The following is a 22,870-nucleotide window of genomic DNA, read 5'->3' as shown; positions in this document are numbered from 1 at the left end:
CATAACCCAGAGCTGAAAGAAATCTTCAACATGAGTAACCAGCGTAATGGCGATCAGCGAGAAGCGCTGTTTAACGCTATTGCCGCGTATGCCAGCAATATCGAGAACCTGGCGGCGCTGTTGCCTGCCGTTGAGAAAATCGCGCAGAAGCATACCAGCTTCCAGATTAAACCGGAGCAGTACAACATCGTAGGTGGCCATTTGCTGGCAACGCTGGACGAAATGTTCAGCCCAGGCCAGGAAGTTCTGGATGCATGGGGCAAAGCATACGGCGTGCTGGCGAACGTTTTCATCAACCGTGAAGCGCAGATCTACAGTGAAAATGCCAATAAAAATGGCGGCTGGGAAGGTACCCGTCCTTTCCACATCGTGGCAAAAACCCCACGCAGTGCGCTTATCACCAGCTTTGAATTTGAACCTGTCGACGGTGGCGCAGTGGCTGAATATCATCCGGGGCAATACCTGGGCGTCTGGCTGAAGCCGGAAGGTTTCCCGCATCAGGAAATTCGTCAGTACTCACTGACCCGTAAACCCGATGGCAAAGGCTACCGTATTGCTGTGAAGCGTGAAGACGGTGGTCAGGTTTCCACCTGGCTGCACAACCATGCGAATGTGGGCGACGTCGTTCACTTAGCTGCACCTGCGGGCGATTTCTTTATGGACGTTGCGACCGATACCCCAGTGTCTCTGATTTCAGCAGGCGTGGGTCAAACCCCGATGCTGGCGATGCTGGATACGCTGGCAAAAGCGAATCATACGGCGCAGGTTAACTGGTTCCACGCGGCAGAAAATGGCGATGTACATGCCTTTGCCGATGAAGTGAATGAACTGGGCAAAACGCTGCCACGCTTTAGCGCACACACCTGGTATCGTGAGCCAACCGAAGCCGATCGCGCGAAAGGTGCGTTTGATAGCGTTGGTCTGATGGATTTGAACAGACTGGAAGGCGCAATCAGCGATCCGGCGATGCAGTTTTATCTGTGCGGTCCGGTTGGCTTTATGCAGTTTGCCGCGAAGCAGCTGATCGGTCTGGGCGTGAAAAACGAGAACATTCATTACGAATGCTTCGGCCCGCATAAAGTCTTGTAATTACTCATGCCTGATGGCGCTGCGCCATCAGGCAAGCACGGCGCGGCTTAGATTGCCGCGTCGTCTTCTTCACCGGTGCGAATACGAATCACGCGTGCCACGTCGAAGACAAAAATCTTACCGTCACCGATTTTACCGGTCTGGGCAGTACGAATAATGGTGTCGACGCAGGTATCGACGATGTCGTCGGTGACCACAATTTCAATTTTTACCTTCGGCAGAAAATCCACCATATATTCCGCACCACGGTACAGCTCAGTATGGCCTTTCTGACGGCCAAACCCTTTCACTTCTGTTACAGTCATACCGGTAATGCCGACTTCAGCCAGCGCTTCGCGGACGTCGTCCAGCTTGAAGGGTTTAATAATCGCATCAATCTTTTTCATGCTATTCCTTGAAAAGGTCGCCTGTCTTTTGATCGAATAAAACTAACATAATCCGCAGATTTATTCTTTGAAATCGTTTGCATCCAGCTCATGGCGAGAGAGCAACTTGTAGAATTCGGTGCGGTTGCGCCCCGCCATTCGCGCCGCATGGGTCACATTGCCCTTGGTAATTTGCAACAGCTTACGCAGGTAGTTGAGTTCAAACTGGTTACGCGCTTCAACAAAGGTCGGCAGCGCGGTGTTCTCCCCTTCCAGCGCCTGCTCCACCAGCGCGTCGCTGATCACCGGCGAAGAGGTCAACGCCACGCACTGCTCAATCACGTTAACCAACTGACGCACGTTACCAGGCCAACTGGCGGTCATTAACCGTTTCATGGCATCGGTCGAAAAGGCGCGCACGAACGGTTTGTGTCGTTCAGCAGACTGGCGCAGCAGATGGTTTGCCAGCAGCGGAATATCTTCCGTACGCTCGGCCAGCGCCGGGATCTTCAGGCTCACCACGTTGAGGCGATAGTACAAATCTTCGCGAAATTCCCCCCGAGCCATCGCTTTGGGTAAATCACGGTGGGTCGCGGAAACGATCCGCACATCAATATCGATATCGCGGTTACTGCCCAGCGGCCTGACTTTTCGCTCCTGCAATACACGTAGCAATTTAACCTGCAACGGCGCGGGCATATCGCCAATCTCATCGAGAAACAGCGTCCCGCCTTCCGCGGCCTGAAACAGCCCTTCACGATTGCTCACCGCACCGGTAAAAGCGCCGCGCGCATGACCAAACAGCTCAGACTCCAGCAGTTGTTCCGGCAATGCGCCACAGTTAATGGCAATAAAAGGCTTGTGGCTGCGCGGGCTGGCGTTGTGAATGGCCTGGGCAAAAACTTCTTTCCCGGTTCCGCTTTGGCCGTTGATCAATACGCTTACGTCCGATTGCGCCACCATGCGCGCCTGTTCCAGCAGGCGCAGCATCAGTGGGCTGCGGGTGACGATGGACTCACGCCAGCTGTCATCAGCGGCAGGCGCAGACTGTTCCAACGCCCCGTCGATCGCATGGTATAAAGCGTCTTTATCCACCGGCTTAGTGAGAAAGCTGAACACCCCTTGCTGAGTCGCCGCAACGGCGTCGGGGATGGAACCGTGAGCGGTGAGGATAATAACCGGCATTCCCGGCTGCACTTTCTGGATTTCAGTAAACAGCTGCATGCCGTCCATTTCATCCATGCGCAGATCGCTAATAACCAGATCCACTTTTTCACGGTTAAGCACCCGTAGCCCTTCCTGCCCGCTTTCTGCGGTTACGACGCTGTAGCCTTCGCTGGTCAGGCGCATTCCAAGTAATTTCAACAGGCCGGGATCGTCATCCACCAGCAGCAGATGCGCGGGCTTACGGCTTATCATGGCGTGACCTCATCGGCAGACGACGCTGCGCCTTCCTCGTTATCAGGTGGGGTGAGTTTATCGTTCCCGTGCGGCGCATCAGGGTTGTAACTACCGGCAGGTTTGCGCGTGGAAAGCTGGCGTTCGATATCGGTCAGATTCTCCAGCTTGCGGGTCGTGAGATCGAGCTGAGACTGCAAGTGTTGTTGCTGCTGACGTAACGTATCAAGATCGCTGTCTGATGCCTGCTGAAGCTTGCTGTAGCGCATACGCTCTTCGGCCAGTTGCAACTGCAACGTCTGACTGCTGCGCCAGACCTGATACAGCGGGCGTACCTGTGGCGGAATTTGCGGGCTTAATGCGTCGAGGCGCGTAACCGTCTCCCGCCTTTCAGGCGGCGTAATGTTGGCGTTATCAAGCAGGATCCCGCGCCTGAAAGCCCCCTGCCAGGTATCAGGCATCATCGTGCTGGCTTCACTACGCGCCTGTACCGGCATCAGGCGATTGGCGCAATCCATCGCCCGCAGCCAGTACAGCGGATTGGTCTCTGTGGGCTGACCAGACAGCGACCAGATATCGCTACAGTCGGTAGCAAGGTAGTCCGCCAGTTGATGAGGCGGAATTTTCTCCTGCGAGGGGTCGCCGATAATATGATTCACCGCGTTCGGGACGCAGCCTACCAGCGCCAGACACGGCAGGCTTGCTAGGATGACGCGACGGAAAAAATGTCGTTTAAGCATTCGGACAACAACGTATGGCATACTCACCAGACTTAGGTTTATTTTAGTGATTTTTCGCTGCAGATAGCGGCAGTTCTATGCGAAAACAAACGTTTTTCGCATGCTCATCAACCAGATACAGTTTGCCCCGCATACGGCGGATGCAATCTCTGGCAATGCTCAGCCCCAACCCGCTTCCTTTTACCGCCCCTTTTCGCTGATGGCTACCCTGGAAAAAAGGCTCGAAGATCATGGTCTGTTCTGCTTCTGGAATCGGTGTGCCGGTATTCATTACATCAATGTATACCATTGAGCCATGCAAACTGCTGCGGATCCAAATGTTACCGGATTCAGCGCCATAGTGCACCGCATTGGAATAAAGATTGTCCAGCACGCTCATCAATAGCATCGGTTCTGCCAGGCAGGCGTTCACCGCAAGCGCAACATCAGTATGTATCATTTTGGCGCGAGCGGGCAGGCTATGTGCAGAAACAACACTTTCCACCAGCGGCGCGATTTCCACTCGTTCAAGCTCAACCTCGTCATCCGCCAGCTTGCGGTTGTAATCGAGCAGTTGCTCAATCAGTTTTTGCAGGTTGCGGCTACTGTCATCGAGAATACCGACCACCTCTTTTTGCTCTGGCGTTAACGGCCCAACGACCTGATCGGCTAACAGCTCGGTACCTTCGCGCATGCTCGCCAGAGGCGTTTTCAGCTCATGAGACAGGTGGCGTAAAAACTGATGTCGTTGTGACTCCAGCCAGGAGAGACGTTCGCTCAGCCAGATAATGCGCTGCCCCACGGAGCGCAGCTCCCGGGGTCCCGTAAATAATACGCTATCGCCCAGCGAGCGCCCTTCCCCCAGACGATTGATCATTTTTTCTATGCCCTTCACCGGACCGATTATCATGCGGGTAAACAGCAACACCATCGCCAGGCTGACAAGAAACAGCACCAGCGCCTGCCAGCCAAAGAACTGCCCACGTTCGGCTATTTCCTGCTGTAGCTGCTGCCCACGAGAAAAGACGACCGTGCGCGTCGCTTGTACCATTTCAGTATTGGCACTGGCGAAAGCGTCCAGCCGCGCCGCCGCCACGCTGTCAGGACCGCTGTTAGTGCACTGTAACTGCGCGAGATCGTTGAGGTCCTGACGCAGTGCCTGATAAAGCTTGGTATCCGGCAACACGCCCGCATGCGCATCCAGCATGTCGCTGTAGCGTTTACGTTGGCTCTGGTAAACCTTAGCCAGCGTTGGGTCATCAAGCACACAGTATTGCCGGTAGCTACGCTCCATCTCCAGCGCGGCATTGGTCATCGCTTCACTGCGTCTGGCGTCAATCAGCGTGGTTTGGTTCGTCAGCGCCGCCTGCGCGCTCAGGGCATTCAGACTTTGCCACGCCTGCCAGGCCAAAACTAACAACGGCAGCAGGATAAGCAAAAATGCCAACGTAACCAATTGACGTAAAGATCGGGGGAAAACAGACCAGCGCTTCAAGGCGTTACTCTCAATGGACAGGAATAGGTTGATGCTAACTGAGGGGAACGTCAGATACAACAAAGCCGGGATTAACCCGGCTTTGTTGTGGAATAAGGCGGTGCCTAACTCGACGTTTCGCCCGAAGGTTGATATGAGCGATGCTAATATCAGATGTTGGACGGCAGGCACCTTGTTGTGCGTCATTCGAAGTTTATGTAGCACGTCCCGAAGGGGCTGACATAAGAAGGTGAATGAGCCACTGGGCTATATTATGCAGCATCTGTGCCAATATTCAAAACACTTTATTAACACAATGATAAATATGGAAAATGTTCTTATTCATATGAAAAATGATTTTGGCTATTTTTCACCCTTACTGTCGCCAATCAGCAACACCCACAGCACTTAAAAACAAAGTCATTGTAAATCATGCAATTAAGTGTCTCTTTTTGGCGACAACGTAACCCCACCTATGTCGGTATTTCCCGACACTTAAACGCATTGTCGGATAAAGGCATACATGCGTTATCTGACATACAAAATGACAGACAAAAAAAGCCCCTCACGCAGAGGGGCTTAAAGGTTATCGAGCTGATTACCCGAGCTGTTTACGCGCGTTGCGGAAGATACGCATCCACGGGCTGTCCTCGCCCCAGTTTTCCGGGTGCCAGGAGTTGCTCACGGTACGGAATACGCGTTCCGGGTGCGGCATCATAATGGTGACGCGACCATTTTCAGTAGTAACGGCAGTAATTCCGTTCGGCGAACCATTCGGGTTAGCCGGGTAGGTCTCGGTCACCTTACCGAAGTTATCAACGTAGCGCAGCGCCACCAGCCCCTTACTCTCCAGCGCGGCCAGATGCGCGCCGTCACGCACTTCCACACGGCCTTCACCGTGAGAAACGGCAATCGGCATCATCGAACCAACCATATCGGCAAGCAGTAAAGACGGGCTTTGCGTCACTTCGACCAGGCTGAAGCGGGCTTCAAAACGATCGGAGTGGTTACGCACAAAGCGTGGCCACAGCTCGCTTCCCGGGATCAGTTCACGCAGGTTAGACATCATCTGGCAACCGTTACACACCCCGAGCGCCAGCGTTTGCGGGCGATGGAAGAAGGTTTCGAACTCATCACGGACGCGGTTGTTGAACAGAATCGACTTCGCCCAGCCTTCCCCTGCGCCGAGCACATCGCCGTAAGAGAAACCGCCACAAGCGACCAGCGCCTGGAAGTTACCCAGACCGATGCGTCCGCCCAGCAGGTCGCTCATATGCACATCAATGGCGTCAAAGCCCGCACGGTGGAAGGCAGCCGCCATTTCGACGTGGGAGTTCACGCCCTGCTCGCGCAGCACGGCCACTTTTGGACGCGCGCCGGTAGCGATGTACGGGGCGGCAACATCTTCGTTGATATCAAACGACAGTTTAACGTTGAGGCCAGGATCGGCATCGTTGGTTTTAGCGTCGTGTTCCTGATCGGCACACTCCGGGTTGTCGCGCAGACGCTGCATCTGCCAGGTGGTTTCCGCCCACCACATGCGCAGCGTGGTGCGGCTTTCGCTGAACACCGGCTGGCCGTTGGCGCTCAGGGTGAAACGGTCACCCGTTACCGCCTGGCCGAGATAGTGCACGCAATCTGCCAGGCCATGTTGTGCCAGCAACACCTCAACCGCTTCACGGTCAGCAGCGCGAACCTGGATCACTGCGCCCAGCTCTTCATTAAACAGCGCCGCCAGACGATCGTCACCCAGAGAGTGGATATCAGCGTCAATACCGCAGTGACCGGTGAAGGCCATTTCCGCCAGCGTAACCAGCAGTCCGCCGTCGGAACGGTCATGGTAGGCCAGCAGCTTACGCTGCGCGACCAGCGCCTGAATGGCGTCGTAGAAGCCTTTCAGTTGCTCAACGTTACGCACGTCGGCAGGCTTGTCGCCCAGTTGACGATAAACCTGTGCCAGCGCCGTCGCGCCCAGCGCGTTGTGACCCAGACCGAGATCAATCAGCAGCAGGGCGTTGTCTTCAGTAGAGAGCTGCGGGGTTATCGTGTGGCGCACGTCTTCCACGCGGGCAAAGGCGGTGATCACCAGCGACAGCGGCGAAGTCATTTCACGCTGCTCATTACCTTCCTGCCAGCGGGTTTTCATCGACATAGAGTCTTTACCCACCGGAATAGTCAGGCCAAGCGCCGGACATAATTCTTCCCCAACGGCTTTTACCGCTTCGTACAGCCCGGCATCTTCACCGGGGTGACCCGCAGCAGCCATCCAGTTAGCCGACAGTTTAATGCGTTTGATATCGCCAATCTGCGTTGCCGCAATGTTAGTCAGCGCTTCACCTACCGCCAGACGCGCAGAGGCCGAGAAATCCAGTAGCGCAACTGGCGCACGCTCACCGATAGACATCGCTTCACCGTAGTAGCTATCCAGGCTTGCTGTGGTGACCGCGCAGTTGGCTACCGGGATCTGCCACGGACCAACCATCTGGTCACGCGCCACCATGCCGGTAACGGTACGGTCGCCGATCGTCACGAGGAACGTTTTCTCAGCGACAGTCGGCAGATGCAGCACGCGGTTAACCGCATCTGCAATCGAGATTTCGCCACGATTCAGGGCGTCGCCTTTGGCTTTCAGCGTCTGCACATCGCGGGTCATTTTCGGGGTTTTACCCAGCAGCACATCCAGCGGCATGTCGATCGGCTGGTTATCGAAGTGGCTGTCGCTTAGTGTGAGATGCTGTTCTTCGGTGGCCTCACCGATCACCGCATACGGCGCGCGCTCGCGCTTACACAGTTCGTCAAACAGCGGTAGCTGGTCAGCTGCAACCGCCAGCACATAGCGCTCCTGGGATTCGTTACACCAGATTTCCAGCGGGCTCATACCCGGCTCGTCGCTAAGAATATCGCGCAGCTGGAACTTACCGCCGCGACCGCCATCGCTTACCAACTCCGGCATGGCGTTAGACAGACCGCCCGCGCCAACGTCATGGATAAACAGGATCGGGTTCGCATCGCCCATCTGCCAGCAGCGGTCGATAACTTCCTGGCAACGACGTTCCATTTCCGGGTTGTCGCGCTGTACCGAAGCGAAATCAAGATCGGCATCAGACTGGCCGGAAGCCATAGAGGAGGCCGCCCCGCCGCCAAGCCCGATGTTCATCGCCGGGCCGCCGAGGACGATCAGTTTGGCGCCAACGACGATCTCACCTTTTTGCACGTGATCGGCACGGATGTTACCGATCCCGCCCGCCAGCATGATCGGTTTATGGTAACCGCGTAGCTCTTCGCCGTTGTGGCTGTTGACCTTTTCTTCGTAGGTTCGGAAGTAGCCGGTCAGCGCCGGACGACCGAATTCGTTGTTAAACGCCGCGCCGCCCAACGGACCTTCGGTCATGATATCGAGCGCGGTAACAATACGGTCCGGCTTACCAAAGTTTTCTTCCCACGGCTGTTCAAAGCCAGGAATACGCAGGTTGGAAACGGAGAAGCCCACCAGCCCGGCTTTCGGTTTTGCACCACGACCGGTTGCACCCTCGTCGCGGATTTCGCCGCCGGAGCCGGTAGCCGCGCCCGGCCACGGAGAGATAGCCGTCGGGTGGTTGTGGGTTTCAACCTTCATCAGGATGTGGGCTGGCTCCTGATGGAAATCGTAGCGGCCGGTTTTGTGGTCGGCAAAGTAGCGGCCCACTTCAGAACCTTCCATGACCGCGGCGTTGTCTTTATAGGCAGACAGCACGTGGTCCGGCGTGGTTTCGAAAGTGTTTTTAATCATCTTGAACAGCGACTTGGGCTGCTGTTTACCGTCGATAACCCAGTCGGCGTTAAAAATTTTGTGGCGGCAGTGCTCGGAGTTAGCCTGCGCAAACATGTACAGTTCAATGTCGTTCGGGTTGCGTCCCAGTTTGGTAAACGCATCCTGCAGATAGTCGATTTCGTCTTCCGCCAGTGCCAGACCGAGACGCAGGTTAGCGTCGATCAGCGCCTGGCGTCCCTCACCCAGCAGATCAACACTGGAGACCGGCGCAGGCTGGTGATGGACAAACAGTTTTTCGGCATCGTTCAGCGCAGAGAAAACCGTTTCCATCATGCGGTCGTGCAGTTCGTCGGCAACCATCTGCCACTGCTCAGCGGTCAGCGTAGAGGCTTCTACATACCAGGCAATGCCACGTTCCAGACGGCTAATCTGTTGCAGGCCGCAGTTGTGGGCAATATCAGTCGCTTTAGAAGACCACGGGGAGATGGTGCCAGGGCGAGGCGTAACCAGCAGCAGTTTGCCTTCAGGGGCATGGCTGTGAAGAGCAGGACCATATTTCAGCAGGCGTACAAGCTGGGCGTGCTCATCCTCATTCAACGGTGCATTCAGATCGGCAAAATGGACGTACTCGGCGTAAATATTGTGGACCTGGAGGTTGGCAGCCTGAAAACGTGCCAGCAGTTTGTTAATACGGAATGCAGACAGTGCAGGTGAACCACGCAGAATTTCCATCATAAGTCTCTCGTCTTCTAAGCTTTCGGTGTGCCCAAGTGGGGGAAACGGGCGTCATTATAAAGAATCTACCGCGCCGACGAAACCGTTTGCGTCGAAATAAAATCACGACCTTCTCTTATCATCAAATGCGGTCTGGTTTCTGAATAAGTTGCCAACTGACGCAAGTTTAAGCAAAATGCCGCTCATTAATGACGACTTCACTTCTTAATCATCACCACAGCAGGCAGAGACAACGTACGGTTCAGAGAATTAACTAATTGAAAAAATTAAAGATTAATTATCTGTTCATCGGCATATTAACGCTGTTGTTGGCAGCGGCCCTCTGGCCATCTATTCCCTGGTTCGGTAAAGCCGAAAATCGTATCGCCGCCATTCAGTCGCGGGGAGAACTGCGCGTCAGTACCCTCGACTCGCCGTTAACTTACGCGACCCTCAACGGTAAGAAATTCGGCCTGGATTATGAACTGACTCAGGCGTTCGCCAACTATCTGGGCGTGAAGTTAAAAGTCACCGTGCGCCAGAACATCAGCCAGCTTTTTGACGACCTGGATAACGGCCATGCCGATCTGTTAGCCGCAGGCCTGGTATATAACAGCGAGCGGGTGAAAAATTACCAGCCAGGTCCGACATACTATTCGGTTTCACAACAGTTGGTGTATCGGGTTGGGCAATACCGCCCGCGCACTCTTGCCACCGTGAACGAAAATCAACTGACCATCGCCCCGGGGCACGTGGTGGTTAACGATCTCCAGTTACTTAAAGAGAATAAATTTCCCGATCTGAGCTGGAAGGTGGATGACAAAAAGGGCACTACTGAACTGCTTGATGATGTTATCGCCGGGAAGCTGGATTACACCATTGCCGATTCCGTCGCCATCAGCTTATACCAACGCGTACATCCTGAACTGGCCGTAGCGCTGGACGTATCTGACGAACAGCCGGTGACCTGGTTTAGTCGCCTGGACGATGACAACACGCTGTCTGCCGCCCTGTTGGATTTTTTTAACACCATGAATGAAGACGGCTCTCTGGCGCGACTAGAAGAAAAGTATCTCGGACATGGCGATGATTTTGACTATGTTGATACCCGCACCTTTTTACGCGCCGTAGACAGCGTATTGCCGGACCTTAAGCCGCTGTTTGAGAAATATGCGCAGGAGATAGACTGGCGACTGCTCGCCGCAATCTCTTATCAAGAGTCACACTGGGACGCGCAGGCCACTTCCCCGACCGGCGTACGCGGGTTGATGATGCTGACCAAAAATACCGCTCAAAGTCTCGGACTGACTGACCGTACCGATGCCGAACAAAGCATCAGCGGCGGCGCACGGTATTTGCAGGATATGATGAGTAAAGTGCCCGATACCGTCCCCGAAGGGGAACGCATCTGGTTTGCGCTCGCAGCCTACAACATGGGTTATGCGCACATGCTGGATGCACGGGCGCTGACCGTGAAAACCAAAGGCAATCCGAACAGCTGGTCCGACGTAAAACAGCGTCTGCCACTGCTCAGCCAAAAGCCGTATTACAACAAGCTGACCTATGGTTATGCGCGAGGCCACGAAGCCTACGCTTATGTAGAAAATATCCGTAAGTACCAGATTAGCCTGGTGGGGTATCTGCAGGAGAAAGAAAAACGGGCGCTTGAAACGCAGCAACTGGCGCAGGATTACCCGGCGGTGACGCCGGCAGAGCTAATAGGTAAAGATGAATTGCCGCTTTCGTCGTTTTTGTCTCAGACGTCGTCAAATTACCTGTCGCACTCCCCTTCCCTGCTGTTTTCACCGCAGAAAAAAGAGGACAAGTAGCCTCGTAGGCCTGATAAGCGCAGCGTCATCAGGCAATCAGACCGGCATTTACAAATTGGCGTTTTTTTTCAGCGCTTTGATTTCCTGACGACGCATGCGGAAGAAATCACTGAGCAACGTGGCGCATTCATCCCGTAGCACCCCTTCGGTCACCTCCACCCGATGATTCATTCCAGGGTGATGCAATACATCCATTAATGACCCGGCTGCCCCCGTTTTCGCATCGCGCGCGCCAAAAACGATCCGGCCGATACGGCTGTGCACCATCGCGCCTGCGCACATCACACACGGCTCCAGAGTGACATACAGCGTGGTATCCAACAGACGGTAGTTTTGCAGCACCAGGCCGCCCTGACGCAGCGCCATAATTTCAGCGTGGGCAGTCGGATCATGGTGACCAATCGGACGGTTCCAGCCTTCGCCAATCACGCGGTTGTTATGTACCAATACCGCGCCCACCGGGACTTCACGCTCATCCCAGGCGCGCTTAGCCAGCGTTAAAGCATGACGCATCCAGTATTCGTGGCTAAATTCAACTTCAGACAAAGGGGGTAACTCCAGTAATCAAAGCGGGCGCATTATACACAGACGCTATCGTTTACTCTATTCGAGTTGTTGCAGCTCTCCGCGCGGCGTGACGCGCCAGCGATGCTGGCAAAAAGAGAGCAGAGGATTGTCCTGATTACTGTCGCTGTAGCCACTGTAAAGCTGAAGCGGCGCACCAATGTGGCGTTCCAGTTGCGTCACTTTCTCATGGCCCAGACAGCGCAGAGGCAGCACCCACCCGCCGAATCCCCGCGCCATTTTACTGGCGATCAGATTGACTCGCGGTAGCCACGGCGTGTCGAAGTACACCTGCTCGACCAGCGACTGCGGGGAGCCAGTGATAAGCCAGATTTCGGCGTCAGAGCTTAACAGGTAGGTTGTCAGGCGCTGCTGCACGAGCGGAAAGGCCGTCACGTTACTGCGAAACCAGCGCACAAAGTCAGCCTGATGCCCTTTCAGACGCGCCTCGCTACGACCAAAAGTGCATCCCCACAACAGCAGGCTCATTGGCCAGCGGGCGGCGCGCCCTTGTATCAGCAGCGCCAGCGCAATCACCGGTAGCAGAGGCAGCACAAGCAACGCGTTCAGCGGCTGGCGACGCAGCAGATAACGTATAAAGCTACCGAACATATCCTGCTGGTGTAACGTGCCATCCAAATCAAAAAAAACAACGCGGCGCTGGTGATTGGTCAAACCTTATTCCTCTGGATCGTTGAACCCCAATAGCCAGGTAAACAGGAACCCGGCGATAACTGCTACCAGATAGCCTAACAGATAGAACATCACTTTTCCGGCAACAATCGTCAGTGCCAGCGGCAAACCGGAGATGCCAAAGGTGATAACCGTCGCCACCTTCCAGTAGCTAATCAGCGCCCCGCCTACCGCTCCGCCAAGACAGGCACCGATAAACGGTTTACCCAACGGCAGCGTGACGCCAAAAATAAGCGGCTCGCCAATGCCCAGCAGCCCGACCGGCAGCGCTCCTTTGATCACTTTCTTTAGCCGCGCATTGCGGGTTTTCATCAACACCGCTATCGCAGCCCCTACTTGTCCAACGCCTGCCATCGCCAGGATAGGAAAGAGCGCGTTATAACCGTGTGCCTGTACCAGCTCAACGTGGATGGGCACCAACCCTTGATGAAGTCCGGTGAGCACCAATGGCAGGAAAGTTCCCGCCAGTATGGCACCAACCAGGAAACCGCCGCGGTCGATAGCCCAGGATGCGCCGTGAGCGATAGATTCAGAAATCCAGCCTCCAAGCGGTTGTAGCGCCACAATCGCGATGGCCCCGGTAATGATGGTGGTCAGCAGCGGGTTAAGGATAAGCTCCAGCGATTCCGGCAACAGCTCGCGGAATTTGCGCTCGATCCAACACATCAGCGCAACCACCAGCAGCACTGCGATCACCCCGCCGCGCCCCGGCTGCAACGCTTCGCCAAACAGGGTAATCTGCGCCAGCTGCGGACTGGAGAGGATCCCCGCCATCACCCCGCCCATCGCCAGAGAGCCGCCGAAGACTTTGGCGGTATTCACCCCAACCAGAATATTCATGATGGCAAACACGGCGCTGCCAAATATGCCCATCAGCCCCAGCATATTCGGATAATGGGTCGCAAAATCCCCCACGATATCCGGTCGCTTAAGGATGTTAATAATGCCGGTAATCAAACCGGAGGCGATAAACGCCGGAATAAGAGGGATAAAGACGTTCGCCAGCTTGCGCAGCGCATCGCTCATTGGCGCTTTGTACTTCGCTTTGGCCTCTGATTTGGTGCGCTCGATATTATTCACATCTGCACACTCGCCGCCACCGGCAATCAGGGAGCGCATGGCATCCACCACCTTGGCAGCTTTACCGGGGCCGACGATTATCTGATGCTGCGCGCCCTGCTTCACGTAACCGCTAACACCGGGCAGTTGCCTGAGACGGGGAATATCAATCTGACCGTCATCCTGAACTTCCACCCTGACACGAGTCATACAGTTTTCCAGGCGCAGAATATTTTGCTCTCCGCCTACGCCCAGCAGAATGTCGCTGGCCAGCACCGCCGTATTATCCATATACACCTCTTAGTGTTCTAACGCCGCGCGTAAAAAACCCTGGTGAGCGGCAAGCTTTTCACGGGCGGCAGCGGCATCCAGGCCGGTGAGCGCCATTAAAATCGCTGGCTTAACGTCAAAATCAGTCTGCTTTAACAGCGCTTGCGCCTGTTCACGCGCAATGCCGGTGGCTTCAACCACCATACGGCACGCCCGATCGACCAGTTTGACGTTGGTTGCCTGCATATCCACCATCAGGTTCTGGTACACCTTGCCAAATTTCACCATCGCACCGGTGGAGATCATATTGAGCACCAGTTTTTGCGCGGTGCCGGATTTCAGTCGTGTTGACCCGGTCAACGCCTCCGGTCCCACCACCGGGGAGATCGCAATATCCGCTTCATGCGCGACAGGAGAATCCGGATTGCAGGAAATAGCCGCCGTCGTACAACCCACCGAACGCGCATATTTCAGCCCGCCAATCACATACGGCGTGCGACCTGAAGCCGCCAGACCAACCACCAGATCCTGTGCGGTAAGGTTGAGTGCGCGCAGATCGTCCTCGCCTAACTGCGGGTTATCTTCCGCGCCTTCTACCGCCTTGAGCAGCGCGCCCGGCCCCCCGGCAATCAGCCCAACCACCAGACCATGCGGTACACCGAAGGTCGGTGGGCACTCAGACGCGTCCAGCACGCCAAGACGTCCGCTGGTACCTGCGCCCATGTAAATAATGCGTCCACCGGCTTTTAACGCGTTAGCTGCCGCATCGACCGCGCACGCAACTTGAGGCAGAGTTGCTTTTACTGCTTCCGCTACCAGCGTATCCTGTTGATTAAATCGATGAACCAACTCCAACGTTGAGAGCGCATCCAGATCCATGGTCTGTGGATTGCGGGTTTCTGAAACTAATGCACCGAGATTCATTTTTTGTTCCTTAGGAATTTTTAATTCATAATAATCTGTCATAATGGAATATTATATTCATCCAGGCGAGTGAAATTTTGTTTTGCAATCGCCATCACGTTTTCGCCAGGAGACAGCATGAACTGTTTAATTCGCATTCGTCAGCGTTACCCGGACCTCGCGCAAAGCGATAAAAAACTTGCGGATTATCTTCTTGCTCAGCCGGATACCGCGCGTCATCTCAGCTCACAGCAGCTGGCCTTTGAAGCAGGCGTCAGCCAGTCCAGCGTGGTGAAGTTCGCGCAAAAGATGGGCTTTAAAGGGTTTCCGGCGCTGAAACTGGCGATTAGCGAAGCGTTGGCCAGCAATCCCAACCCTCATTCCATTCCGGTGCATAATCAGATTCGCGGTGACGATCCCATGCGTATGGTGGGCGAAAAGCTGATTAAAGAGAACGTGGCGGCGATGCATGCGACGCTGGATGTCAACAGCGAAGAGAAACTGATGGAGAGCGTCACGATGCTGCGCTCAGCCCGGCGCATTATCCTGACCGGGATTGGCGCATCGGGTCTGGTAGCGCAGAATTTTGCCTGGAAACTGCTAAAGATTGGGTTTAACGCGGTGGTTGAACGCGATATGCACGCCCTGCTGGCGGCGGTGCAGGCGCTTTCACCCAACGATCTGCTGCTGGCCATTTCGTATACCGGAGAACGCCGCGAACTCAACCTGGCTGCGGATGAAACGTTGCGCGCCGGAGCCAAAATTCTCGCCATCACCGGATTTACCCCTAACGCCCTGCAACAGCGCGCAACTCATTGTCTGTACACGATTGCTGAAGAACAGGCCACGCGCAGCGCAGCGATTTCCTCTACCCATGCGCAAATGATGCTCACTGATTTACTGTTTATGGCGCTGGTGCAGCAAGATCTGGAGCATGCCCCGGAACGCATTCGCCACAGCGAAGCACTGGTAAAAAAACTGGTCTGAGCAAAGAATGCGCGTATAATGCCCGCCCGATTTGTGATGTTTTGAGAGTTTCCTGATGGCCCTGTTAATCACTAAAAAGTGTATCAATTGCGATATGTGCGAGCCCGAATGCCCGAATGAGGCGATTTCGATGGGTGACAGCATTTACGAGATTAACAGCGACAAGTGTACTGAATGCGTAGGCCATTACGACACGCCAACCTGCCAGAAGGTGTGCCCGATCCCCAATACTATTTTGAAAGATCCGGCACATGTCGAAACGGAAGAGCAGCTGTGGGATAAGTTTGTACTGATGCACCACGCCGATAAGCTGTAACGTTGCCTGATGACGCGATGCTTATCAGGTCGACAAAACGTTAGCTCTCGATAATCACCGTGGCGCAGGCGTAGTGACGCTCATCGGCCAGCGTCACATGCATATGTGCGACGCCGAGTTTTTCCGCCAGTTTTAACGCCTCCCCCCATAACCGCAGACGCGGCTTACCGAGTTCGTCGTTAAAGACTTCAAACTGATTAAACGCCAGACCGTTGCGAATACCGGTACCAAAGGCTTTTGCTGCCGCCTCTTTGACCGCAAAACGCTTCGCCAGAAAGCGCACCGGTTGCTGATGCGTCTCCCAGATTGCCCATTCGTTGTCGCTGAGCACGCGTCTTGCCAGACGGTCGCCGGAACGGGAGATCACCGCTTCGATGCGGGCAATCTCCACGATATCCGTACCTAATCCCAGAATCGCCATTAGCCACGCGCTTCCAGCATCAGGCGCTTCATTTCGACTACTGCATCTTTCAGACCGCTCATCACCGCGCGGCCGATAATGGCATGGCCAATGTTCAACTCGTGCATTTCCGGGATCCGGGCGATGGCTTTAACGTTGTGGTACGTCAGGCCGTGCCCCGCATTCACCTTCAGACCAAGGCTGGCGGCAAAGGTCGCCGCTTTGGCGATACGCGCCAGTTCGCTGGCCTGTTCAGCGTCGGTTTTCGCATCGGCGTAACAGCCGGTGTGAATTTCGATGTAAGGCGCGCCGACTTCAGCAGCAGCCTTAATCTGTTCGTCATCAGCATCGATAAACAGCGAAACCAGAATGCCTGCGTCCGCCAGGCGTTTGCAGGCATCACGCATCTTGTCACGCTGACCGGCGACGTCCAGGCCACCTTCAGTCGTCACTTCCTGACGTTTTTCCGGCACCAGGCAGCAAAAATGCGGCTTAGTCTCAACGGCAATCGCCAGCATCTCTTCGGTTACCGCCATTTCCAGATTCATACGCGTATCCAGCGTCTGGCGCAAAATGCGCACGTCGCGATCGGTAATATGGCGACGGTCTTCACGCAGGTGCACGGTAATGCCGTCTGCGCCCGCCTGCTCAACGATAAACGCCGCCTGAACCGGGTCAGGGTATGCGGTGCCGCGTGCATTACGTAAAGTGGCAATGTGGTCAATGTTGACGCCTAACAGTAATTCGGCCATGGCAATCCATCCTCGTTAATCATTTTTTGTTTTTACTGCGCGTTTTGGCATAAATTGCCGGAACAGTTCCCGGCTTTTTAACGGCTTACCACCAAGATACGGCTTTAACGCCATGCGGGTAAAGCGTTTCGCGGCGCGAAGCGTATCAGCATCCGGAAATTCCCGCGATTCGAGTGCTTTCAGATGGCGTCCGGTAAAGGTGGCGTTATCAATCACTACGCTTGCGATAAACCCTTTTTCTTCCCGGTAACGATAGGTCATGGTGTCGTCCACCGGCTCGCCACTACCCGCACAGTGGGTAAAATCGACGCCGTACCCCAGATGTCCAAGTAAGGCCAGCTCAAAGCGACGCAGCGCAGGCTCTGGCGAACCCGTCGCGCCAGCCAGCGCCTGAATACAGTTCAGGTAGTCGAAAAAGAGTTCAGAAAAGCGGGTCTCATACTCAAGTACGCGAGAGATAAGCTCGTTGATATACAAGCCGCTGTACAGTGTGATACCGCTAAGGGGGAGAGCCAGAGAAACGGCTTCGGCACTGCGTAAGGTTTTGACCTCACCACGTCCACCAAAGCGAAGCAACAACGGAGTAAAAGGCTGGAGCGCGCCTTTGAGATTAGAACGTTTGGATCGCGCGCCTTTAGCCACCAGGCGCACACGACCCGATTCTTCCGTGAAGACGTCCAGCACGAGACTGGTTTCGCTCCACGGGCGGCTATGCAGGACAAAAGCGCGTTGCCATCCTTCCATCATACCCGCCGTCTTTCAAGCTGCAGGTGTGTTGGCTGCGCCCACTCACCCCAGTCACTCACTTGAGTAAGCTCCCGAGGATCTGCGGTCTTGCCGCCTTCCTGCACCTCGAAAGCCATAACCTATGAAAAATTAGACGTCGTCGCCGTAACCGAGGCTACGCAGCGCGCGCTCGTCATCGGCCCAGCCGGATTTCACTTTCACCCACAGCTCGAGGTGAACGGGCGCTTCGAACATCTCCTGCATGTCTTTACGCGCTTCGATGCCGATGGTTTTAATTTTGGCCCCTTTGTTGCCAATAACCATCTTCTTCTGCCCTTCACGTTCAACGAGGATCAGACCGTTAATATCGTAACCACCGCGTTCGTTAGAGATAAAGCGCTCAATCTCCACGGTAACGGAGTACGGCAGTTCAGCCCCCAGAAAACGCATCAGCTTTTCACGGATGATTTCAGACGCCATAAAGCGCTGAGAACGGTCGGTGATGTAATCTTCCGGGAAGTGATGAATGGCTTCCGGCAGGTGCTTACGCACGATGCCCGCAACGGTATCAACATTCAGGCCGGTTTCGGCAGAAATCGGGACGATATCAAGGAAGTTCATCTGGCTTGCCAGGAACTGCAGGTGCGGCAGTAAATCGGCTTTTTCCTGAACGTTGTCAACTTTGTTCACAGCCAGAATAACCGGGGCTTTACCGTCGCGCAGCTTGTTGAGCACCATTTCGTCGTCCGGCGTCCAGCGGGTGCCTTCCACAACGAAAATAACCAGTTCAACATCACCAATCGAGCTGCTTGCCGCTTTGTTCATCAGGCGGTTGATCGCCCGTTTTTCTTCCATATGCAGGCCCGGGGTATCAACATAAATCGCCTGATACGCACCTTCGGTATGGATGCCAACAATACGGTGACGTGTTGTCTGAGCCTTACGTGAGGTTATGGAAATCTTCTGCCCAAGCAGATTATTCAACAGGGTGGATTTGCCGACGTTCGGGCGACCGACGATGGCAATAAATCCGCAGTAAGTTTTCTCTTCGCTCATTCCAGCTCCAGTTTTTTCAACGCCTGTTCGGCGGCAGCCTGCTCAGCCTTACGACGGCTCGAACCTGTGCCAACCACCGGTTCACTCAGGCCGCTGACCTGGCAGTGGATAGTAAATTCTTGATCGTGTGCTTCACCACGAACCTGCACCACCAGATAGGACGGTAGCGGCAGGTGGCGACCCTGCAAATATTCCTGCAGGCGCGTTTTCGGATCTTTTTGTTTATCGCCTGGGCTAATTTCATCCAGACGAGTCTGATACCAGTTCAGGATCAGTTGTTCAACGGTTTGAATATCGCTGTCGAGGAAGACGCCGCCGATCAAAGCTTCAACGGTATCTGCCAGGATCGATTCACGACGGAAACCGCCGCTTTTCAGCTCGCCTGGCCCCAAACGTAAACATTCACCGAGGTCAAACTCACGGGCTAATTCAGCCAGCGTATTGCCGCGAACCAGCGTCGCGCGCATGCGACTCATATCACCTTCATCCACTCGCGGAAAACGGTGATACAGCGCATTAGCGATAACAAAGCTCAGAATAGAGTCGCCTAAAAATTCTAAACGCTCGTTATGTTTGCTGCTGGCGCTACGGTGAGTTAATGCCTGCTGCAACAGCTCCTGATGATTAAAAGTGTAGCCCAGCTTCCGTTGAAGCCGATTAATTACGATGGGGTTCATGCGATACCAATAAATGAATGCGTCAACAATTCAGCACACGAAACAGACCTGATATACGCATTTCGCTTAGCCATCCCGCTTCGGCTGAATGCATTTATACACAAACCAACGCTGTTTCGTGTGCCGTGGCAACCTGTCGGTGCCAACCTCAAACTTCGGGGGAATATTCTATACACAACGACAAGGGATGTCGTTAGTCTGCGGGAATTTATCCGAGAAATAATTCACGTTGTCGCCATAATGACGACAACGTGAACGATTATCAGCGATTAGTGAATGCCACCAATACGGCTTAAACGCACACCGGTCGGCCATTCGCCTTCTTGCTTATCGAAACTCATCCAGATAGCGGTCGCTTTACCAACCAGATTCGCTTCCGGCACAAATCCCCAGTAACGGCTGTCCGCGCTATTGTCACGGTTATCACCCATCATGAAGTAGTGTCCCGGCGGGACGATCCAGGTTGCCAACTGCTGGCCTGGCTGACGGTAATACATCCCCACCTGATCCTGCGCAATTGGCACGGTCAGAATGCGGTGCGTTACCTCACCCAGCGTTTCTTTACGCTCGGAGAGGCGAATACCGTTATCTTTCGTTTCATTCAGCGGAACCTCAAAGAAGCCGCTGGTCGCTTCACCGCCGTTACGACGCGCAAAGGTCTGCACAAAATCACTTGGCTGAACATCAGAGTACGTTACCGGCAGCGCGTTTTCACACGCCTGACCGGAACTGCATCCAGGCTGAATAGTTACCTCTTTTGCCACCGGATCGTACGTCACTTTGTCTCCCGGTAAACCGACAGCACGTTTGATGTAGTCCAGACGCGGATCTTCCGGGTATTTAAACACCACGATATCACCGCGTTTCGGATGGCCGGTTTCGATCAGCGTTTTCTGGTAAATCGGATCTTTAATCCCGTAGGCGAATTTCTCCACCAGGATAAAGTCACCGATAAGCAGTGTCGGCATCATCGAACCAGACGGGATCTGGAACGGCTCATAAATAAATGAACGCACCACCAGCACAATAGCTAAAACCGGGAAAACGGATGCCCCGGTTTCCAGCCAGCCTGGCTTAGGGGCCACTTTTTTCAGCGTTGCTTTATCCAGTGAATCACCTGCAGCAGCTTGCGCTGCTGCCTGACGCTCCCGGCGTTTTGGCGCGAAGATGAATTTATCTACGCACCATAAAATGCCCGTCACCAGTGTGGCAATCACCAGAATCAGGGCAAACATGTTCGCCATGCCAACTCCTTAAGATTATTTGCTGTCTTTACCGACATGCAGAATGGCGAGGAAGGCTTCCTGTGGCAGTTCGACGTTACCGATCTGCTTCATGCGCTTTTTACCCTCTTTCTGTTTTTGCAGCAGCTTTTTCTTACGGCTGATATCGCCACCGTAGCATTTCGCCAGAACGTTTTTACGCAGCTGCTTAACCGTTGAACGCGCGATGATGTGCGTACCAATGGCCGCCTGGATCGCGATGTCAAACTGCTGGCGAGGGATCAGATCTTTCATCTTCTCGACCAGTTCACGACCACGGCTCTGGGAGTTGTCGCGGTGGGTAATCAGCGCCAGCGCATCGACACGTTCGTTGTTGATGAGAACATCAACGCGCACCATGTCAGACGCCTGGAAACGTTTGAAGTTATAGTCCAGCGACGCATAGCCGCGAGAAGTTGACTTCAGACGGTCGAAGAAGTCGAGTACCACTTCCGCCATCGGAATTTCATAGGTCAGCGCCACCTGGTTACCGTGGTAAACCATGTTGGTCTGTACGCCGCGCTTCTCGATACACAGCGTGATGACGTTACCGAGGTAAGCCTGCGGCAGCAGCATATGACACTCAGCAATCGGCTCACGCAGTTCGTAAATGTTGTTCAACGGCGGCAGCTTGGACGGGCTATCGACGTAGATCGTCTCTTTCGCCGTGGTTTCGACTTCGTAGACTACGGTCGGCGCGGTAGTGATCAGATCCAGATCGTATTCACGCTCCAGACGTTCCTGAATGATCTCCATGTGCAGCAGACCGAGGAAGCCACAGCGGAAGCCGAAGCCCAGCGCGGTTGAGCTTTCCGGTTCATAGAACAGGGAGGCATCGTTGAGGCTCAGCTTGCCGAGCGCGTCACGGAAGTTTTCGTAGTCGTCAGAGCTCACCGGGAACAGACCGGCGTAAACCTGCGGCTTCACTTTTTTAAAGCCTGGCAGCGGCTTGTCCGCCGGGTTACGCGCCTGCGTCAGGGTATCGCCAACCGGTGCGCCCAGGATGTCTTTAATCGCACAAACCAACCAACCCACCTCGCCGCATTTCAGCTCGGTACGGTCAACCTGTTTTGGCGTGAAGATGCCCAGACGGTCAGCGTTATAGACCTGACCGGTGCTCATCACTTTAATTTTGTCGCCTTTACGCATGGTGCCGTTTTTAATACGCACCAGAGATACGACGCCCAGGTAGTTATCGAACCAGGAGTCGATGATCAGCGCCTGTAACGGACCTTCCGGGTCGCCTTCAGGCGGCGGGATGTCGCGCACCAGACGTTCAAGAACGTCAGTGACGCCAACGCCGGTTTTCGCCGAGCAGCGAACGGCATCCGTCGCATCGATACCGACGATATCTTCGATCTCTTCCGCCACACGCTCAGGATCGGCGGCTGGCAGGTCAATTTTGTTCAGTACCGGCACCACTTCCAGATCCATTTCCATGGCGGTATAGCAGTTAGCCAGGGTCTGTGCTTCGACGCCCTGTCCGGCATCAACCACCAGCAATGCGCCTTCACAGGCGGCAAGCGAGCGGGAAACTTCATACGAGAAGTCAACGTGGCCCGGGGTGTCGATAAAGTTAAGCTGATAGGTTTCACCATCAGATGCTTTGAAATCGAGCGTCACGCTCTGCGCTTTGATAGTAATACCGCGCTCACGCTCAAGATCCATCGAGTCGAGAACCTGCGCTTCCATTTCACGGTCAGACAGGCCACCGCAGATCTGGATAATACGGTCAGACAGCGTCGATTTACCGTGGTCGATGTGAGCTATGATTGAAAAGTTACGTATGTTCTTCATATAGTGTAATTATTGTGCCTTACGCCCGCCTGAGCAGGCTCTGAGAAGTCGCTGATCTGAGCTTAACGT

The 22,870-nt window shown here is 54.5% G+C and carries 20 protein-coding genes; 4 read left to right on the top strand and 16 right to left on the bottom strand.

The annotated features are described in order from the left end of the window. A partial coding sequence (gene hmpA, locus KQJ19_RS11570) for an NO-inducible flavohemoprotein (protein ID WP_216403670.1) occupies positions 1-1,089 on the top strand: 1,089 nt, incomplete at its 5' end. Between the two features lie 47 nt (positions 1,090-1,136). On the opposite strand, the gene glnB is transcribed toward hmpA, so the two are convergent. The 5 genes from glnB to purL form a co-directional block, all read right to left on the bottom strand. Further along, positions 1,137-1,475 carry a nitrogen regulatory protein P-II gene (glnB, locus tag KQJ19_RS11565; RefSeq protein WP_002914032.1) on the bottom strand — a complete coding sequence of 113 codons (339 nt, stop codon included), beginning with the start codon at positions 1,473-1,475 and terminating at the stop codon, positions 1,137-1,139. Between the two features lie 60 nt (positions 1,476-1,535). Further along, positions 1,536-2,870, bottom strand: coding sequence for a two-component system response regulator GlrR (gene glrR, locus KQJ19_RS11560; RefSeq protein WP_304412487.1), 1,335 nt, complete (start codon positions 2,868-2,870; stop codon positions 1,536-1,538). After that, positions 2,870-3,613 carry a two-component system QseEF-associated lipoprotein QseG gene (gene qseG, locus KQJ19_RS11555; RefSeq protein ID WP_016157162.1) on the bottom strand — a complete coding sequence of 248 codons (744 nt, stop codon included), beginning with the start codon at positions 3,611-3,613 and terminating at the stop codon, positions 2,870-2,872. Before qseG ends, glrR begins: the two co-directional genes overlap by 1 nt. Positions 3,614-3,635: 22 nt before the next feature. Further along, a complete protein-coding gene (gene qseE, locus KQJ19_RS11550; RefSeq protein WP_103928479.1) occupies positions 3,636-5,066 on the bottom strand; it encodes a two component system sensor histidine kinase QseE/GlrK in 1,431 nt (476 codons plus the stop codon). 577 nt (positions 5,067-5,643) lie between these two features. Then, entirely contained in the window at positions 5,644-9,531 is a 3,888-nt protein-coding gene (gene purL, locus KQJ19_RS11545) for a phosphoribosylformylglycinamidine synthase (protein WP_216403669.1), read from the bottom strand. Positions 9,532-9,788: 257 nt separating this feature from the next. On the opposite strand from purL, the gene mltF reads away from it, so the two are divergent. Then, positions 9,789-11,339 (top strand): membrane-bound lytic murein transglycosylase MltF, encoded by a 1,551-nt coding sequence (gene mltF / locus KQJ19_RS11540; RefSeq protein ID WP_049282302.1) that lies wholly within the window; start codon positions 9,789-9,791, stop codon positions 11,337-11,339. 48 nt (positions 11,340-11,387) lie between these two features. On the opposite strand, the gene tadA is transcribed toward mltF, so the two are convergent. The 4 genes from tadA to murQ are packed head-to-tail and all read right to left on the bottom strand — an operon-like array spanning position 11,388 to position 14,849. Then, entirely contained in the window at positions 11,388-11,885 is a 498-nt protein-coding gene (gene tadA, locus KQJ19_RS11535; RefSeq protein ID WP_047501533.1) for a tRNA adenosine(34) deaminase TadA, read from the bottom strand. A 57-nt stretch (positions 11,886-11,942) separates the two neighbouring features. Beyond that, positions 11,943-12,578, bottom strand: coding sequence for a phosphatidylglycerophosphatase C (gene yfhb, locus KQJ19_RS11530; RefSeq protein WP_016157167.1), 636 nt, complete (start codon positions 12,576-12,578; stop codon positions 11,943-11,945). A gap of 3 nt (positions 12,579-12,581) precedes the next feature. Next, the gene (locus KQJ19_RS11525) at positions 12,582-13,946 is read right to left on the bottom strand and encodes a PTS transporter subunit EIIC (RefSeq protein WP_216403668.1); all 1,365 of its coding nucleotides are present in this window, start codon (positions 13,944-13,946) and stop codon (positions 12,582-12,584) included. Between the two features lie 9 nt (positions 13,947-13,955). Next, a complete protein-coding gene (gene murQ, locus KQJ19_RS11520; protein WP_016154044.1) occupies positions 13,956-14,849 on the bottom strand; it encodes an N-acetylmuramic acid 6-phosphate etherase in 894 nt (297 codons plus the stop codon). A 117-nt stretch (positions 14,850-14,966) separates the two neighbouring features. Here murQ and KQJ19_RS11515 point away from each other — a divergent pair, with 117 nt between their 5' ends. Then, positions 14,967-15,815, top strand: a complete 849-nt coding sequence (locus tag KQJ19_RS11515) for a MurR/RpiR family transcriptional regulator (RefSeq protein ID WP_047501531.1) — start codon at positions 14,967-14,969, stop codon at positions 15,813-15,815. Between the two features lie 55 nt (positions 15,816-15,870). Next, on the top strand, positions 15,871-16,131 hold the full coding sequence (locus KQJ19_RS11510) for a YfhL family 4Fe-4S dicluster ferredoxin (RefSeq protein ID WP_003037590.1): 261 nt from the start codon (positions 15,871-15,873) through the stop codon (positions 16,129-16,131). Positions 16,132-16,171: 40 nt separating this feature from the next. Here the strand turns inward: KQJ19_RS11510 and acpS are convergent, their stop codons facing one another. The 7 genes from acpS to lepA all read right to left on the bottom strand — a co-directional run bounded on the left by acpS (position 16,172) and on the right by lepA (position 22,801). Further along, on the bottom strand, positions 16,172-16,552 hold the full coding sequence (acpS, locus tag KQJ19_RS11505) for a holo-ACP synthase (RefSeq protein WP_003037588.1): 381 nt from the start codon (positions 16,550-16,552) through the stop codon (positions 16,172-16,174). Then, positions 16,552-17,283, bottom strand: coding sequence for a pyridoxine 5'-phosphate synthase (gene pdxJ / locus KQJ19_RS11500; protein WP_016157172.1), 732 nt, complete (start codon positions 17,281-17,283; stop codon positions 16,552-16,554). Before pdxJ ends, acpS begins: the two co-directional genes overlap by 1 nt. Positions 17,284-17,298: 15 nt before the next feature. Further along, positions 17,299-18,027, bottom strand: a complete 729-nt coding sequence (gene recO / locus KQJ19_RS11495; RefSeq protein WP_016154047.1) for a DNA repair protein RecO — start codon at positions 18,025-18,027, stop codon at positions 17,299-17,301. A gap of 132 nt (positions 18,028-18,159) precedes the next feature. After that, the gene (gene era, locus KQJ19_RS11490) at positions 18,160-19,065 is read right to left on the bottom strand and encodes a GTPase Era (protein ID WP_003037581.1); all 906 of its coding nucleotides are present in this window, start codon (positions 19,063-19,065) and stop codon (positions 18,160-18,162) included. After that, on the bottom strand, positions 19,062-19,742 hold the full coding sequence (gene rnc / locus KQJ19_RS11485; protein ID WP_003037579.1) for a ribonuclease III: 681 nt from the start codon (positions 19,740-19,742) through the stop codon (positions 19,062-19,064). The genes era and rnc overlap by 4 nt, the downstream gene beginning before the upstream one ends. 269 nt (positions 19,743-20,011) lie before the next feature. Then, positions 20,012-20,986 carry a signal peptidase I gene (gene lepB / locus KQJ19_RS11480; RefSeq protein ID WP_016154048.1) on the bottom strand — a complete coding sequence of 325 codons (975 nt, stop codon included), beginning with the start codon at positions 20,984-20,986 and terminating at the stop codon, positions 20,012-20,014. Positions 20,987-21,001: 15 nt separating this feature from the next. Next, positions 21,002-22,801: a translation elongation factor 4 gene (lepA, locus tag KQJ19_RS11475; protein ID WP_003037577.1), complete on the bottom strand. Its 1,800-nt coding sequence runs from the start codon at positions 22,799-22,801 to the stop codon at positions 21,002-21,004. Between the last annotated feature and the right edge of the window lie 69 nt (positions 22,802-22,870).

Origin of the sequence: Citrobacter sp. S46_ASV_140, assembly GCF_018919545.1 — a bacterium.
Classification (GTDB): Bacteria; Pseudomonadota; Gammaproteobacteria; order Enterobacterales; family Enterobacteriaceae; genus Citrobacter; species Citrobacter braakii.
Note: the sequence above shows the minus strand (reverse complement) of the source record. Positions and strands in the feature narration are given on the sequence as shown.

Bases quoted from the DNA above. Each gene is read 5' to 3' on its own strand.
- glnB (WP_002914032.1), bottom strand. From the start codon at position 1,475: ATGAAAAAGATTGATGCGATTATTAAACCCTTCAAGCTGGACGACGTC.
- qseG (WP_016157162.1), bottom strand. From the start codon at position 3,613: ATGCCATACGTTGTTGTCCGAATGCTTAAACGACATTTTTTCCGTCGC.
- purL (WP_216403669.1), bottom strand. From the start codon at position 9,531: ATGATGGAAATTCTGCGTGGTTCACCTGCACTGTCTGCATTCCGTATT.
- KQJ19_RS11525 (WP_216403668.1), bottom strand. From the start codon at position 13,946: ATGGATAATACGGCGGTGCTGGCCAGCGACATTCTGCTGGGCGTAGGC.
- murQ (WP_016154044.1), bottom strand. From the start codon at position 14,849: ATGAATCTCGGTGCATTAGTTTCAGAAACCCGCAATCCACAGACCATG.
- KQJ19_RS11515 (WP_047501531.1), top strand. From the start codon at position 14,967: ATGAACTGTTTAATTCGCATTCGTCAGCGTTACCCGGACCTCGCGCAA.
- KQJ19_RS11510 (WP_003037590.1), top strand. From the start codon at position 15,871: ATGGCCCTGTTAATCACTAAAAAGTGTATCAATTGCGATATGTGCGAG.
- acpS (WP_003037588.1), bottom strand. From the start codon at position 16,552: ATGGCGATTCTGGGATTAGGTACGGATATCGTGGAGATTGCCCGCATC.
- pdxJ (WP_016157172.1), bottom strand. From the start codon at position 17,283: ATGGCCGAATTACTGTTAGGCGTCAACATTGACCACATTGCCACTTTA.
- recO (WP_016154047.1), bottom strand. From the start codon at position 18,027: ATGGAAGGATGGCAACGCGCTTTTGTCCTGCATAGCCGCCCGTGGAGC.
- era (WP_003037581.1), bottom strand. From the start codon at position 19,065: ATGAGCGAAGAGAAAACTTACTGCGGATTTATTGCCATCGTCGGTCGC.
- rnc (WP_003037579.1), bottom strand. From the start codon at position 19,742: ATGAACCCCATCGTAATTAATCGGCTTCAACGGAAGCTGGGCTACACT.
- lepB (WP_016154048.1), bottom strand. From the start codon at position 20,986: ATGGCGAACATGTTTGCCCTGATTCTGGTGATTGCCACACTGGTGACG.
- lepA (WP_003037577.1), bottom strand. From the start codon at position 22,801: ATGAAGAACATACGTAACTTTTCAATCATAGCTCACATCGACCACGGT.